General features: G+C 64.7%; 13 protein-coding genes. 5 read left to right on the forward strand and 8 right to left on the reverse strand.

Annotated elements, in window-relative coordinates:
* Positions 1–148 precede the first annotated feature (148 nt).
* Entirely contained in the window at positions 149–610 is a 462-nt protein-coding gene (locus AC5RV1_RS03600; RefSeq protein WP_493993558.1) for a DUF4383 domain-containing protein, read from the forward strand.
* A 286-nt stretch (positions 611–896) separates the two neighbouring features.
* Here the strand turns inward: AC5RV1_RS03600 and AC5RV1_RS03605 are convergent, their stop codons facing one another.
* The 6 genes from AC5RV1_RS03605 to AC5RV1_RS03630 all read right to left on the reverse strand — a co-directional run bounded on the left by AC5RV1_RS03605 (position 897) and on the right by AC5RV1_RS03630 (position 8,304).
* A complete protein-coding gene (locus AC5RV1_RS03605) occupies positions 897–1,790 on the reverse strand; it encodes a DUF2382 domain-containing protein (protein ID WP_493993559.1) in 894 nt (297 codons plus the stop codon).
* A 231-nt stretch (positions 1,791–2,021) separates the two neighbouring features.
* Positions 2,022–3,473, reverse strand: coding sequence for an arabinose isomerase (locus tag AC5RV1_RS03610; RefSeq protein WP_493993560.1), 1,452 nt, complete (start codon positions 3,471–3,473; stop codon positions 2,022–2,024).
* Between the two features lie 89 nt (positions 3,474–3,562).
* Positions 3,563–4,621: a rhamnose ABC transporter substrate-binding protein gene (gene rhaS / locus AC5RV1_RS03615; protein WP_493993561.1), complete on the reverse strand. Its 1,059-nt coding sequence runs from the start codon at positions 4,619–4,621 to the stop codon at positions 3,563–3,565.
* 29 nt (positions 4,622–4,650) lie between these two features.
* Positions 4,651–5,736 (reverse strand): ABC transporter permease, encoded by a 1,086-nt coding sequence (locus AC5RV1_RS03620; RefSeq protein WP_493947519.1) that lies wholly within the window; start codon positions 5,734–5,736, stop codon positions 4,651–4,653.
* Positions 5,729–6,778 (reverse strand): ABC transporter permease, encoded by a 1,050-nt coding sequence (locus AC5RV1_RS03625; RefSeq protein ID WP_493993562.1) that lies wholly within the window; start codon positions 6,776–6,778, stop codon positions 5,729–5,731. The genes AC5RV1_RS03620 and AC5RV1_RS03625 overlap by 8 nt, the downstream gene beginning before the upstream one ends.
* Positions 6,775–8,304 (reverse strand): sugar ABC transporter ATP-binding protein, encoded by a 1,530-nt coding sequence (locus tag AC5RV1_RS03630; protein WP_493993563.1) that lies wholly within the window; start codon positions 8,302–8,304, stop codon positions 6,775–6,777. Before AC5RV1_RS03630 ends, AC5RV1_RS03625 begins: the two co-directional genes overlap by 4 nt.
* A gap of 258 nt (positions 8,305–8,562) precedes the next feature.
* Here AC5RV1_RS03630 and AC5RV1_RS03635 point away from each other — a divergent pair, with 258 nt between their 5' ends.
* Both AC5RV1_RS03635 and AC5RV1_RS03640 read left to right on the forward strand, forming a co-directional pair.
* Positions 8,563–9,753, forward strand: coding sequence for a glycosyltransferase family 4 protein (locus AC5RV1_RS03635; protein ID WP_493947522.1), 1,191 nt, complete (start codon positions 8,563–8,565; stop codon positions 9,751–9,753).
* Positions 9,750–11,129, forward strand: a complete 1,380-nt coding sequence (locus tag AC5RV1_RS03640; protein WP_493993564.1) for a UDP-glucose dehydrogenase family protein — start codon at positions 9,750–9,752, stop codon at positions 11,127–11,129. Before AC5RV1_RS03635 ends, AC5RV1_RS03640 begins: the two co-directional genes overlap by 4 nt.
* 32 nt (positions 11,130–11,161) lie before the next feature.
* Here the strand turns inward: AC5RV1_RS03640 and AC5RV1_RS03645 are convergent, their stop codons facing one another.
* On the reverse strand, positions 11,162–12,028 hold the full coding sequence (locus AC5RV1_RS03645) for an HAD hydrolase family protein (protein ID WP_493993565.1): 867 nt from the start codon (positions 12,026–12,028) through the stop codon (positions 11,162–11,164).
* Positions 12,029–12,263: 235 nt separating this feature from the next.
* Between AC5RV1_RS03645 and AC5RV1_RS03650 the strand changes: the two genes are divergently transcribed.
* Positions 12,264–12,533, forward strand: coding sequence for a GlsB/YeaQ/YmgE family stress response membrane protein (locus AC5RV1_RS03650; protein ID WP_163164187.1), 270 nt, complete (start codon positions 12,264–12,266; stop codon positions 12,531–12,533).
* A gap of 171 nt (positions 12,534–12,704) precedes the next feature.
* The gene (locus AC5RV1_RS03655; protein ID WP_493993566.1) at positions 12,705–14,858 is read left to right on the forward strand and encodes a putative bifunctional diguanylate cyclase/phosphodiesterase; all 2,154 of its coding nucleotides are present in this window, start codon (positions 12,705–12,707) and stop codon (positions 14,856–14,858) included.
* A gap of 23 nt (positions 14,859–14,881) precedes the next feature.
* Here AC5RV1_RS03655 and AC5RV1_RS03660 read toward each other — a convergent pair whose 3' ends face one another.
* Positions 14,882–15,358: a hypothetical protein gene (locus tag AC5RV1_RS03660; protein ID WP_493993567.1), complete on the reverse strand. Its 477-nt coding sequence runs from the start codon at positions 15,356–15,358 to the stop codon at positions 14,882–14,884.
* Positions 15,359–15,589 lie beyond the last annotated feature (231 nt).

A 15,589-nucleotide genomic window follows, 5' to 3' on the forward strand; every position in this document is an offset into this window, starting at 1 on the left:
GTTTTCCATGGTGTCACGGCGGCGCCGCCCGGCCCGGGACCGACAGGCGCCAACCCGGAGCCATACCTTCGATGAGTCTTGCACCGGCGCTTTTCACCTGCGGCCGCCGTAAAATTTAACCGTCCACAATTAGTGGTTGGAGGCAAGTATGACTACCGCATCCCACCATGCACACGGAGTTCACTTTGGACGGGCAGACGTCCAGAACGTGGGCATGGGTGTGGGAATTGTTCTTATGCTGGTGGGAGTCCTGGGCTTCATCCCCGGCGTCACCACACAATACAGCGAACTGATGTTCCTCGGACCGGCTTCGCACGCGATGTTCCTTGGGCTGTTCCAGGTGTCCATGCTGCTGAACATTTTGCAACTGGCCATCGGCGCCACCGGCTGGGCTATGTCCCGCACAGAACATGGAGCCCGGAACTTCCTCCTGGGAGCAGGCGCGCTGTACATCGTCCTGGCTATCTTCGGGCTCATTGTCGGAGTGGATTCAGCGGCGAATTTCCTGTCGCTGAACATGATGGACAACTGGACGCACCTGGTGCTGGGCATCGTGATGATTGTTGCTGGCTGGCTGTTCTCGCGGAATACAACCGCGGACAGGACATAACCCGGAATCCGTAAACCCGGGAAACAGGAGCCGCGAATGAGAGAAGAACCCTAAGTTCTGAAGATATTCGTCCTACTGGCTGGTGCAGTCGCCGCTTTCAGTGCGGCTGCACCAGCATCTCCGCGGCCGGCTTGCACCAGCAGCAGGCCGGCCCGGCAAAATGAGAAAGTTCCGCATGCACAACGACGCCGGGAGCCCCCAAGTGGACTCCCGGCGTCGGTCGCTGTGCGGGTGCGTCAGCGCCGGTCCGTTCAACGGCGCTTCAACAGAAGGCCAGCGGCATGTGTCAGCGGCGCTGGCCGCGGTCGATGCCGTCGCCGTCGGCCTCGATGTGTTCCTTGCGGACTTCCTCGTTGACCGTCACGTTTTCCTGGACAACGTCCTTGTCCAGGCGTACGCGTTCCACCGGAACCGCTTCCTTCTGCACCACGGGGCGTTCCTCATGCAGGATCACCTCGTGTTCTTCTTCACTGATGTCCGGGCCATCAAGGGCGGCGCCGCGGTTGGCGTCCGTGATCGGCTCCCGCTCCAAACGGACCTCTTCACGCTGCACGGGCACCGTCTTGGTGACGTTTTCCGTGGTGACGTACTTGCGAAGCCTGGCCCTACCGGCAGCTTCACGCTCGGTGCCGACGCGAAGCTGTTCCTCCGAGCGGGTCATGGCGTCATCGGTGGTCGGACCAGAGGTGTCGTGGCCCACGGTGTCGCGGTCAGAAGCGTAGCCCGCGGTGCCGGTGCCGGATGCGTAACCGGAGGTACCGGCATTGGGGGTGCCGGCGTTCAGGTCGGCGTCGCCCTGCAGGTCTACATCGCCGCGCGTGTCATAATCCCCGGTGTCACCGCGGGTATCGGAGTACGTGCGCGCGCCGCGGTCGTAGTAGGTGTACAGACGGTCCTCTTCCTCCGGGGTGAGGTGTCCGTCGACGTCGACGCGGGGGGCGTCCTTGACGTGGTCCTTGCTGTACGGCACCACCAGGTCGTCGCCCTGGGTGTGGGCGCCCTCAACGGGGACAAAGGACTGGGACGTGCCAAAAAGGCCCGTTTTGACGGTGACCCACGTGGGCTCACCTGTGTCGTCGTCTGCGTACAGCTGACCAATCGAGCCGATCTTCTCGCCATCGGAACCGACGACGTTGCCTCCCTTGTTGAGCAGGCTTTCAATATTTTCCCGGTTGAGCATGACGTCTCCTTGGATGTGTCGTTGCGCTGGGCATTAGCTAGCAATTGGATGTCCCGGCACCGGTTGAACCGGCACTCGGCCTCCGCCCCCTCTGCTGAAGGCTCTCCGCTAGCTCCCCCATACCGTAAGCATGCTTAGCATCAAAAGGGAAGTCTACTTAGTAATTTTTCTCATGACGGATCCTCGGAACATGCGTTGACGAGCCACTTTGTCCGGAAAAAATTTCTGCCTCTAGAGGAGCGACACGTGCCGGTGCTCGACGCCCAGAAGGGAGGCGGCAGCCTTGATGTCGGCAGCCCGGCGGCCAAGGCACAAGGCCCAGTGGTGGCCGGTTCCGGTCTGGCTCCACCGGTCGACCCAGAGGCCGGGGTCGCCACCAAAATCCACGCGCGAAGTGGTGTTGCCAATGGCCAGCAGCGGGCCCGGCACCACTGTCCCTTCCGACGTCACGAAGACGTAGCTGCCGTCGGGGTCCTGGCCAAGACCCAGAGTGGTGACCGGTCCGGGCTGGACGTCGAACTCCACTGAAACTCCCCAACCGCGCTTGCCGTGATAGACGCCAAGGCCGCGCAAAAGTGGATCTTTGGAAGAGACGGCCAGGTGGGCCGGGCCGTCATGCCCCATCTCCACCACGTTGTCGAAAAAGTTCAGCGCCTGGATTTCCGTAAACGAACCGCCGGCGCCGATGGCCTGGGCAGCAAGCATGGCGATTGAAGTCCGCAGCTCGTACTCCCCCGCCATGGGAATGCCGCGCGCCGTAAGGATGGAGGAGCCCAGGATCATCCCGGCGCCCAGCCGCTCGTGCTGTTCTCCTGCCAGCCCGCGGTGGTAGTACGCCACCGAGTCCAGGTCGAAGTCCTCCACCAACCGGTCCAGGCCCACGGAAACCCTGGCGCCCCAGGCGAAGTCGTCGTCGTTGACCGACTCATCGAGCACAAACAGCTCCCGCGCCAGGTCAAGCCGTTCGGACACCTCGGCGTCGGTGACAGCCTTCACGCGCTCACGCAGGTCATCGAACTCGAGCACTTCAACGTGGGAACCGAATGTAGTGGAAACCGTGGTCAGGTCGGTAGCGACGTCCAGCATGCCCGGATAGAGGTGGCCCATCAGGCCGTGCCGCGCGTTCCGGAGCCTCGCGCGAACACCGGCGGCGTGCACCCACTGTTCAATCCGTTCCCAGGCGGATTCCTGCTTCAAATGCCCGGAGACGGACCGGAAGTCGATTCCCGCCCGGCGGAAGACGTTCGCTACCTCCGGGACCGGGCATTGGCCGCAGTAGGCGAGCCAGGCGCCCGTATCGAAGTTCGCGTGGTCCATCGCTTCCGTGGGCTGGAGGTCGACCACCAGTACCGGACTTCCGGAGCGCTGGGCCACCGGCAGGACCATCGAGGAAGTCAGGTAGGTGGCGAGGAAGATGACGATCAGGTCGCAGTCAGCCTGGCGAAGCTTTTCCCCTGCCTTAACGGCCTGGGTGGCATCGGAGATGAAGCCTGCGTCCACCACCTCCGCGTCCAGCTCCTTGAAGCGCGCCGTGACGTAGCGGGCTGACTCCTCCAGCTGCGGCAGGAGTCCGGGGAACTGGGGCCAGTAGGCTCCCAGTCCTCCCGAGACCAGTCCGATCCGCGTGGGCCGCCGTCGATGGGGCTCCAGTAAGGCAGCAGCGTTCTTATTGGTGGGCGGCATAACAACCTTCGATTCCGCTGGCTGAGAGCAGCGCGGGGCACGGAAGACCGGGCGGCTGGAGGAGCCCGCCCGGCCTGCGCACCAACACGCTAGAAGTTGTACTGGTCGATGTTCTGTGCGTTGAAGACGGTTGGCGGACCAACAATGACCACGCCGCCTTCTTCAATGGTCCGGTCCCCCAACTCCCCTGCAGTGAACGTGTCACCGGGAGCGCCGGTGATCTTTCCCTCCACAAGTGCCTTACCGGCGAACGCAGCGACGTATCCGAGCTGGGCGGGATCCCAGAGGGCGAACTCCTTTACGGTGCCGTCCTTGACGAACGGCCGCATCTCGTTGGGCAATCCCAGTCCGGTCAGCGCAACCTTGCCCTTGTAGGCCGAGGTGGAGAGGTACCGGGCGGTCGCGGCGATACCCACTGTTGTGGGCGAAATGATGCCCTTCAGGTTCGGGTGCGCCTGCAGCAGGCCCTGGGCTTCCTGGAACGACTTGGTGTCATCGTCGTCGCCGTAGACCTTCGCCACCAGCTTGATGTCCTTGTAGGCCGGGTTGGACGCCAGGTCCTCCTCCATGAACTTGATCCATTCGTTCTGGTTGGTGGCGTTTGCCGTGGCGGACAGGATGGCGATTTCACCCGAACCGCCGATCTGGTCCGCGATCAGCTTCGTCTGGATCAGGGCCACTTCCTTGGCCACCACCTGGCTGATGAACACATCACGGCAGTCTGGGTTGGCGTCCGAGTCGAAAGCAACGATCTTGGCACCGGCGGAACGGGCCTCGCCCAAAGCCGTGCAGACGGCGTCGGGATCGTTGGCGGCGATGACGATGACGTTGGTCCCCGCCTGGGTTTCGGCGTTGATGAATGAGACCTGGCTGGACGCCGACGCTTCCAGGGGGCCAACCACCTGGGAGGAGGCGAACCCGGCTTCCTGGGCGCCGTCCTTTCCGCCGCCGAGGACAACGTCGGTGTAGGGGTTGTTCAGCTGTTTAGGGATAAACGTGATTTTCTGTTCTTCAACGGCGGCGGAGGTCTCGCCCGTTGTTCCCGTTCCGCCGCTGCACGCCGTCAGGGCCAGCGCCGTGGCTGCCGTGATGGCCACCAGTGGAGCGAAGTGTGCGCGCCTGCCGGTGCTTTTTCGGTTCAACATCATTGTTTTTCCTTTTCCCTTGGGTGGTCGGTTTAGGCTGCGCTCCGGTTGAAGCTCTGCCGGACCCGCCGGGTGTGCCGCCATTCCCGGACGGCAGCGCCGATGCTGGGTGCCACCACCGAGAAAATGAGCAGCAGGCCAGTCACGGTAATGAGGACGACGTCGGACACCCTCCCCAGGCGCAGGGCATAGTTCAGGCTGCCAATCAGCAGCACGCCGGCAACCACACCCGGAATGGTGCCCTTGCCGCCGAAGATCGAAACACCGCCGAGGAGCACAGCAGCAATGACGGCCAACTCCAGGCCGGAGGCGTTATCGCTCCGGGCACTGGTGTAGCGCAGCGTCCAGTAGATGCCGGCCAAGGCTGACACCGCGCCGGAGGCCACATAGAGCCAGAATTTGCTCCGCGCCACGTTGATGCCCACGAAGTTGGCGGCCTCCTTGCTGTAGCCCATCGCGTACAGCCCGCGGCCAAAAGGCGTGAAATGAAGCAGCACGCCGAAGAACACCATGATGAGTACGACGCCGATCATCACCGTGGGGATGCCGGTGCCGCCAAGCTTGGAGGTAAAGAAGGCCGTCAGCGGCTTGGGGAAGTTGGCTACCGCGTTGTCCCCGATGACCACCAGGGCAAGGCCCCGGAAGAGGGCCAGTGTTCCGATGGTGACCGCCAACGAGGGCAAGCCAAGGACAGCAATGAGGAAGCCGTTGAACATGCCGGCCCCTATTCCCGCCAGCAGGCAAAGGGCCAGCACCAGCCAGATGTCCAGCCCGGCCGCCCAGAGCACGCCCATCAACGCGCTGGTCAACCCGGCGATGCTCGCCACCGACAGGTCGATTTCTCCGGTGACGATGATGAGCGTCATTGGCATCGCTATCAGCAGGACGGGGATGACATCCAGGAGCAGGAAGCCCGTGGTCACCGGCGAAGCAAAGCGCGGGATGGCGATAGCGGCGTACATCAGGAACGCCAGCAGGACGTAGATGGTGATGGCGTCACGGCTGGCCAGGATGCGGGCAGCACCCGTTTTTCCTTTTGGCTCCGTGGCCAGCGGCTTGGTGCTGTCGGCGACCGGCACTGCTGTGGGAGTGCTGCTGGGAGTGGTGGTCTCAGACATTCCGGGCCTCGCTTATCCGCAGTTTCCGGGCCGTCCGCAGGCTGGCCAGGCGGTCGATGACGATGGCCGTCAGGATCAGGATGCCCACGATGGCCTGCTGCCAGAACTTGTCCACCCGAAGAGCGGTCAGGGAACTGGTGATGGTGGTCAGGAGCAGGGCTCCGAGGGCTGCACCGGCCACCGTCCCGCTGCCGCCGAAGATCGCCACTCCGCCTACCACCGCCGCAGCCACCACGTCGAGTTCCATCCCGGTCCCGGTGGTGGCGCCGACTGAGTTGAAGCGGCTGGCGTAGAGCACTCCGGCCAGGCCGGCGAGGGCTCCGTTGGCGAGGAAGGCAAGGAACACGCGTTTGGACACTTTGATGCCCAGGACCTTCGCCGCTTCCGGGTCCGATCCGATGGCATACAGGTCCCGGCCGGGGCGAGTGCCCGCCATATAGACCGCAACCGCCGCGACCACCGCAATGGCCAGCAGGGTGATGATGGGGAAGCCCAGAACCGTGTCCACGGACAGCGCGCCGAATGCCTCCGGCCGGTCCCCCGCGAAGTACTGCTTGCCGCCGGCCCACGCGTTGTTCAGTCCGCGGAACACGTAGAGGGTGCCCAGGGTGATGACCAGCGCCGGCACCTTGGCCACAGTGACCAGGAACCCGTTCACCATTCCGAGCAGGGCGCCGAAGGCCATGCCAACGAGCAGGACCGCAAGGATGGGAAGGTCAGGCATTGCGGCGAAAATCGAGCCGGTGCCGAATGCAACCAGCCCCAGCATGGAGCCGACGGACAGATCGATGTTCCGCGTGATGATGAGCAGGGTTTGCCCGGCCGCAAGGATAACGATGATGGTGGCGTTGAGGAGCAGGTCCTTGACTCCCTGCGGTGACAGGAACAGCGGATTGTTGAGGAAGGTGATGAGCACCAGCAGTGCCAGTGCAATCAGGACGGGAAGTTCACGCAGGCGCAGCAGCGAACCGAACCCACCGCTGCCGCCGCCGGCGCGGGCTGCCGTCGTGCTTTTTTCCCCGTGTCTCAGGGTGGAACTCATTCCGTAACTCCTGTCGAGGAGGTGGCCGCGTGCATCACGGATTCCGGATCCGCATCCGCTCTGTCTAGCTGGGCGGTAATCCGGCCCTCGCGCATCACGAGGACACGGTCTGCCATGCCCAGGACCTCGGGGAGCTCGGAGGAGATCATCAGGATGGCGATGCCACGGCCGGCCAGGTCGGAGATAAGGCGGTGGACCTCACTCTTGGTGCCCACGTCGATGCCGCGGGTGGGTTCGTCGATGATGAGCAGCTTCGGGTCGGTGGCCAGCCACTTGGCCAGCACCACCTTTTGCTGGTTGCCGCCGGAGAGCGTGGATACGGCGTGCTCCTGGGAGCCGGCCTTCACCTGCAGCCGTTTGCTCCACTCCTTCGCGGCAGCACGCTCCTTGCCGCCGTTGATGAGCCCGGCGGTCACGAATTTGTTCCGCAGGGTGAGCGTTACGTTCCGCGCCACCGACAAGTTCATCACCAGGCCCTGCTTGCGCCGGTCCTCCGGCACAAAGCCCAGGCCGGCGGCGATGGCGGCCTGCGGGCTCCGGGCCTTCAGTGGCTTTCCCTCCACCGAGACCTGTCCCGAATCGTAGTGGTCGATGCCAAACACGGCCCGGGCAACCTCGGTCCGGCCTGCACCCACCAGGCCGGCGAGGGCAACGATTTCACCGGCCCGGACGTGGAAGCTGATGTCACGGAAAACTCCGGACCTGCTGAGCCCGTCAACCTTGAGGACGGTGTGCCCGATGTCCGCCTCGGCCTTGGGGAAGAGGGTTCCGATGTCCCGGCCCACCATTTCCCGCACGATCTTTTCCACCGTGACCTCGGCGGTCCGGTGGGTTGCAATGTAGCGTCCGTCCCGCATCACCGTGATCCGGTCGCAGAGATCGAACACCTCATCGAAGCGGTGGGAAATGAACAGGATTCCGGTCCCTTTGTCCCGCAAGGCGCGGGCTACGGCAAAGAGCCGCTCCACTTCCACACCGCTGAGCGCGGCAGTGGGCTCGTCCATGACCAGCACCCTGGCGTCCAGCGAAATGGCCTTGGCGATCTCGATGATCTGCTGGTCCGCGATGGAAAGCCCCTCCGCCGCGCGGGACGGATCAATGGGGACTCCCAGCCGGCCGAACAGTTCACTGGCCTGCCGCCGCATCTCCGCACGGCTGATCAGCCGCGACCGCCCCTTGGGCTGCCGGCCGATGAAGATGTTTTCTGCCACTGTGAGGTCCGGGAACAGGGTGGGTTCCTGGTAGATCACGGAAATGCCGGCAGCCTTGCTCTCTGCCACACTGCGAAAGTGGACAGGCTCGCCGCTGAGCCGGAAATCCCCGGAGTCGGGGTGATAAAGGCCGGCGAGGATTTTCACGAGGGTAGACTTGCCGGCGCCGTTCTCCCCCACCAGCGCGTGGATCTCCCCGGCGCGGATCTCAACCGTGCCGTCTGCCAGGGCCACCACCGGGCCAAAGGTCTTGGCAGCGCCGGTCAGTGAGAGCACCGGCTCGCCCTGCCTGGTCCCTTGACCGGGCTGCGGCATTTCACTGCGATCTTGCTGCATAAAGGAACCGCGTCTCTGAGGTTTATGCTTCGCCAATGAATCGTTTCACACCATTCACGTGATCTGAATCATAATTCCCGCTGAACAGCACGGTCAATAGAACTGGCGGGCGCCGGAGTATTCGTGATTGATCCGTGTTCAAAAGGTGCGGACCGGCGTTCTGATGTTTCCCAAACCTTTCCCCCGGCGTCACATCCAGTCCCCCGCGCGGCAACGCCGCCCGCCCACCGTGGAAAGGTGAGGATCGCAATTGTCGCTGAATCATTCCTGCCGCTGATGAACGGCGTAACGCATTCCATCCTGCGTGTGCTGGAGCACCTTGAGGACCGGGGCGACGACGTCCTGGTCATCGCGCCCTCCACGCTGGACGGGGAAGCGCCGGACCGCGTCAAGGGCGCGGAGATCCACCGGCTGCCTGCGGTGCCGTTGGCGGGCTATACGAACGTCAGGATAGCGATGGGCGGTGTGTACCGGGTCAAGCGAATCCTTGCCGACTACGCACCGGACGTCGTCCACCTGGCCTCGCCATTCGTCCTCGGCTGGCGGGCTGCCCAGGCGGCCCACCAGTTGGGCATACCCACCGTTGCCATCTACCAGACCGAAGTTCCCAGCTACGCGGCCCGGTACGGTGTGCCGTTCCTGGAGAACTGGGCCTGGAACCGGGTGGAAAACATCCACCTGCTCGCCACCCGCACCCTGGTGCCGTCCACGTTCGCGCTGAACCAGTTGCGCGGCCGCGGCATCCCTCGAGTGGAGATGTGGCGCCGGGGCGTGGACACGGCCCGGTTTTCGCCGGAAAAGCGCGACGACGGGTGGCGGGCCGCCGTCGCTCCCGGGGATGAGCGGATCATCGGCTACGTCGGCCGGCTGGCGGTGGAGAAGCAGGTGGAGGACCTGGCTGCCCTGGCAGGGGTTCCCAACACCAAACTGGTGATTGTGGGCGACGGGCCGCAGCGGGCGGCACTGGAGGAAGCCTTGCCCGCCGCAGTTTTCACCGGGTTCCTGGGCGGCGAGGAACTGGCACGTGCTGTTGCATCCTTTGACCTGTTCGTCCATCCCGGCGAATTCGAGACGTTCTGCCAGACCATCCAGGAGGCCATGGCCTGCGGTGTGCCGGTGGTGGCCACGGGCCGCGGCGGGCCCCTGGACCTGGTGGAGAACTCCCGGACTGGCTGGCTGTATGAACCCGGGGACTTGTCCGGCATGCGCGCCCGCGTCCTGGACCTGATGGGCGATGACGCCAAGCGCCGCGCGTTCGCGGCAGCGGCCCACGCCTCAGTGCAGGACAGGACGTGGCCCACGCTTTGCAGCGAACTGATCCGGCATTACCAATCAGTCATCAGTGGTGGGCCGGTGGTTGCGCCGGGCCCACGCCCACCGGGTTCCCTGGCCGAGCCTGCGAGGTTGGGGCCCGGGTGGGGACAGTGAAAATTTCCGTGATCGGGTGCGGCTACCTCGGTGCAGTGCACGCCGCCACGCTGGCGTCCATGGGCCACACTGTGGTGGGCGTCGACGTCGACCCCGGCAAGGTGGAGCAGCTGGCACGCGGCGCGGCCCCCTTCCACGAACCCGGGCTGGACGAACTGCTGCAGGACGGGCTGGCGAACGGCAGGCTCACCTTTGCCACAACTGCGGCTGCCGCCAAGGGCGCGCAGGTGCACTTCCTGTGCGTGGGCACGCCCCAACACAAAACGTCCGACGCCGCCGACCTCACCTACCTGGTCTCCGCCGCGGAGGCGCTGCTGCCGCACCTCGCGGCGGGCGCCGTCGTCGTCGGAAAATCCACGGTGCCGGTGGGCACTGTGGACATGCTTCGCGGCCTGCTGGCCGCCCGGCCCGATGTGCTGCTGGGCTGGAACCCCGAGTTCCTGAGGCAAGGCACCGCGGTGAAGGACTCGTTGGTGCCGGACCGGCTGGTTTACGGCGTGGAAGGCGGACGCACCGCCGCGTTCAACCTCCGGACCGGGGCGCCGCTGGGCGTGACGGCCGCCCTGGACGCCGTGTACGAGCCGCTGCTCGCCGCCGGGATTCCGCGCCTGGTCTGCAACTTCGCCACCGCGGAACTCATCAAGTCGGCGGCGAACGCCTACCTGGCCACCAAAGTCAGCTTCATCAACGCCATGGCCGAGCTATGCGACGCTTCGGGAGCGGACGTGGCGGAACTTAGCGAGGCAATGGGGATGGACCCGCGGATCGGCGGGCGGTACCTGCACGCCGGGCTGGGTTTCGGCGGCGGCTGCCTGCCCAAGGACATCCGCAGCTTCCGGTCCCAGGCATCAGCCCTCGGCGTCGCTGCCGTGGACGACTGGATGCGGCTGGTTGATACGGTGAACCTGGGCCAGCGCGGGCGTGCCGTCTCCCTTGCCGCTGAGCTTTGCGGCGGCAACCTTCCAGGGCGCTCCCTTACCGTGCTGGGTGCGTCCTTCAAACCGGACACGGACGACATCCGGGATTCCCCCGCCCTTGACGTTGCCGACCGTCTCGCGGCTGCCGGTGCGCATGTGACGGTCACGGATCCCAAGGCAGTGAACCACGCCTGGCGCCGCTATCCCCGCCTCCGGTTTGAGGCCTCCACGGAACGGGCGCTCGAGGGCGCCGAGCTGGTACTGCTCCTCACCGAGTGGGACGAATACCGCCGCCTTTCCCCGGCCGTCGCGGGCGGGCTGGTACGACGGCGGGTGGTGCTGGACGCGCGGAACGCCTTGGACGCTGCCGCCTGGCAGGCGGAAGGCTGGCTGGTACGCGGCCTTGGGACAGGAAGCACGGAAGATCAGGCGTTGGAGAGGGCACTCCCCCGGGCCTAGCTCAGAAAGGAGGCACGTCTCAGGGGGGAGGCTCAGTTCAGGAGGCCGAGCTCGGCGAAGGCGAGCGCCACGCCGTTTCCGGATGGACCGGCGGTAATGCGGTCAGCAACCGCCAGCACAGCTGGGTGCCCGCCTTCCACTGCGATTCCCACAGCGGCGTACTCAAGCATCTCAATGTCGTTGGCGCTGTCTCCGATGGCCACGATGTCCGCACGGTCCAGGCCGAGGTGCGCCTCCACCACCTGGATGCCTACCGCCTTGTGCGTTCCGGCCATAAAGATCTCACCGGCCCTGTCGCCCAGGGCGGAAAGGGAACTGGGGATCAGTCCAACCTGGGGCCCCAGCCCGTCCACCAGCTGCTGCAGCGGCACCGGCGAATCGAAGCATGATATTTTGGCGTACGACGTGGTGCGCAGGTTGTCGCTGTACTGCATCGGGCCCAGGATGTCCTCGAGGGGATCAACATCAGTGCTGAGGATTCCGTCGTGCTGTGGGCGTCCGGCGAAGATAGGTCCAAGCACCTCCCTCAGCCTCTGGTCCACGCCGGTGCGGCCGTGCAAGGCCTCGGGTGCTTCCAGGATGTAGGCGGCGTCATGGGCGTCCAGCGTCTCCACAATCCTGGCGGCCAGCTCCGGTTCGAACCGCGTGTCCTTCAGAACTTCTCCCCCGCACTCCACCCGCGCGCCGGCTCCGGTGATGCTGCCGTCGAAACCGGCTTCCAGGATATGGCCGGGGACCATGGACAGCGGCCGCCCGGTGCAGACAAAGACCAGGTGTCCGAGCCGACGGGCGGTGCGGACGGCCTCCACATGGGCTTCCGGGGCCAAACCGTGGTCAGCGTAAGTGCCGTCGATATCGAGGAAGATGGCGCGTGGGCGGACGATCTGCTGGCTGGACATGCCGGAACTCCTAGCTGGATGGCGGGACAGTCAACTCTATCGAAGAGCGTTCACGCCCGCGGGATCGCTGATTTCGCTGCTGCCCCCACAGCCCTGCCAAGAAGCTGCGTTCCCACCGCCCAAACTGACAGCCATCCCGTAATAAACAAGCCTTGAAGTGTAGTAAGCACACTGCTTGAATTATGGAACCGGAAATGGGGGCCCGGCACAACTTAACTGATTAAGGAGTGACAACATGGGTATTCTAGGATTTCTCATTTTGGGCCTGATTGCCGGAGCTATTGCAAAGGCCATCCTGCCGGGCCGTCAGGGCGGAGGATGGGTGATGACCCTGGTCCTCGGGGTTGTCGGCGCTATTCTGGGCGGCTGGATCGGCTCCCTGATTTTCGGTGGCGGACTGGCTGAATTCTTCGATATCCGCACATGGCTGCTGGCCATTCTTGGGTCGATTATCGTGCTGCTTGTTTACGGTGCAGTCACCAACCGCAGCCATCGCCGGGTGTAGCCGCCAACCAAATTCTGTAAGGGCAAGCGCCGTTCTCCGCATGCGGAGGGCGGCGCTTTTGCTTGCCCGCTCGCCCCGACCGGTTCCCGGTTCCCGGTTCCCGGAAACTGCTTCCGCTGGACCCATCAATTTTCTGCATCCGCACTTTATGATGTGCGAGGGGGTGGTGACATGGCTGATTCTCGAAGCCACAGCAAGAGTTTCACAGCACAACGGTTTGGGGCAGTGCTGGACGCCAGCCCCGACGCACTCCTCGCATTGGCACCCGACGGCACCATTACCATGGCCAACGCCGCCGCCGAGAGGCTTTTCGGGGCCAGTTGCGAAGAATTGACGGGCCGGAACCACCAGGCGCTGCTTGCGGAGGGCTTCCGCGACGAGGTGGACCAACTCTTCCAGCAGCTCCTCACGCAGCCCGGGAAATACCCCCAGCCGCGGGAGGTTTACGGGGTGCACAGCAGCGGGACCGAGTTTTCGGCGGAGGTAGCCGCATCACTGGTCCCGGACCTCGCCGCCAATGGCCGCGGCGGCAGCCAAACGGCACCACAGCTGCTGTTGTCCGTCCGCGGTACGGCGCACCGGAAGGCAGCGAACGAGGACCTGCGCGAGGCTATGTCCCTGCTCGCTGCAACCCTGGAGTCCACGGCAGACGGCATTTTGGTTATGAGTGCCGAGGGCCGCGTGGCCGGTTTCAATGACCAGTTCCTCCGAATGTGGGGCATCCCGCCGGACCTGCTGGACGGTGACAGTGAACAACCGATTATGCGGCTCGTTGTTGCCCAGGTAGTAGATCCCATCGCTTTTATGGGCCGGGTCAACGAGTTGGAGGACAACCCTGCAGCTGAAAGCCACGACGTGGTGGACTTTAAGGACGGCCGCACCTTCGAGCGGTATTCGCGCCCGCAGCGCGTGGGCGACAACATCGTTGGCCGGGTGTGGAGTTTCCGGGACGTTACTCCGCGACGGAAGGCCCAGGAGCAGGCGCACCAGGCGATGCTCGACCTCGCCGCCCAGGCGGAGAAACTGCGCACCATGGCATTCCAGGATCCGTTGACCGGACTCGCCAACAGGGCCGTCTTTAATGACGGACTGGTGGACGCACTGACAGAGCCGCGGTTGAAGGCAGTGGATGTCCTCCTTCTGGACCTGGACGATTTCAAGGAAGTCAACGACATTCTGGGGCACCAGGCCGGCGACGACATGCTGATCGAGGTGGCCCGCCGGCTGCGTGGTTGCGTGCCCACCGCCGATGTGGTGGCCCGGCTCGGGGGCGATGAGTTTGTGGTGCTGCTGACTGCCTGCCCGGACGCGGATGCGATTGCTGCCTGCATTGTCCGGTGCCTGCACGTGCCCGTGACCATCAACGGCACTGTGCTTCGGCCCAGCCTTAGCCTGGGGCTGGCGTCACTGGGCCGGGAAAGCGTAGGAGCGTCCGAGCTGCTGCGGCACGCGGATATCGCCATGTACGCTGCCAAGGCTGCCGGCAAAAACCGCTTCCTGAGGTTCCACCCGGACATGATGGCGGCCCTGGTGCAAAGGACGGACATGGAAAGCGGGTTGCAGTTGGCCGTGGCACGGGGGGAAATCTCGGTGGACTTCCAGCCGATTGTCTCGCACCGCATGGGCCAGGTTGTTAAGTTCGAGGCGCTGGCCAGGTGGAACCGGGGCGGCGAGCGCGTCCCGCCGTCGGTATTCATCCCCTTGGCTGAACGCACCGGGCTGATCAGCGAGATCGGCGCGGAGGTGATGGCCCTCGGCATGGTGCAGTTGGCGTCCTGGCTCAGCGAGGACCCGTCCCGCTCCCTGTCCGTGAACGTTTCAGGCGTCCAACTGCAGGAACCGGATTTCGCCGAGCAGGTGCTCCGCCTCGCCGACGCCAGCGGAGTGGCCCCATACCAGCTGGTGCTGGAGGTAACTGAGAGTGTGTTTTTCGACGCCGACTGCAGCCTGATTAGACAGCTCAGCACACTGCGGGATGCCGGAGCCCGGGTTGCTTTGGACGACTTCGGGACCGGTTATTCCTCGCTGGGCAGGCTGCAGGACCTGCCGGTGGACACGGTGAAAATCGACAAGACGTTTATCTCGATGGTCCGCACGGGCGCCGAACGGCTGCCCATCCTCAGTTCGATGATCAATATGGCGCACAGCCTGGGGCTGACAGTGACGGCCGAAGGCGTGGAGACGCCTGCCCAGGCTGACTACCTGGCCGCGCTGGAGTGCGATTCGATGCAGGGGTACCTGTTCTCATTGCCGGAACCCGGCGAGCGGCTGGAGTATGCCCTGCACCACGCGGAAGAGGCACTCAACGCTCTCAAGGCCCGGTAGGGCGCATCAACCGAAGTACGGCGTTACGCGGCCTGCTTGCGTCCGGCCTGCTTGACGCTCTTCTTCGGTCCAGCGGGTGCCGTATTCTGGCCGGGCCGCGGCGCGGCGGCGGGTGCCGCTTGCTGGGATGCGGCCTGCTGGGATGCTGCCCGCTGGTCCGGCATCGGCTCACTGTGCGCTGCTTCCGCGGTGTGGGCTTCTTCAACTGCATAAGTTTCTTCAACGGCGTACGCTTCTTCAGCCGCGTAGGCTGCTTCGGCGGCCCGGTTGCGCTTCCACCGCCGGACCAAATCGGTCGCGGCCAGGACGCCGGCCAGCGGGGTGAGCACTGCCGCACCGTAGACGAACAAGATCCAGGTCAGGGTGGTCAGCGGGGGCTGGTTGTTGTGCAGGAGCGACAGGCCGCCCAAGAGCCCAACGGCCCAGAAAAGGACCACTGCGGCGAGTACCGCGGCGGCCGGGAAATACTGGTTGGACACGATTTTTTTCAGGGTTTCCATGCACTTCCTCCTGCCTGGCCGGGGCACGGCAACAGCCGCTCAACACCAGTATGAGGCTGCCGGGCCGTGAATTCCGGCAACACGCAGGCGGTGGTGATGAACCTAACGCCAGGGCCGCCTTAGAGTTCCGCCGGCGGTTCAGCGGGCAGCCCCCTTCCCTGCCGCGGATGCAGCTAATACGGTGGACCTGTCCGGCCACCTGGAGCCGGCTTGCCCATACCAATGGTGCCA

The organism is Arthrobacter sp. Hb9-2 (genome assembly GCF_059091165.1).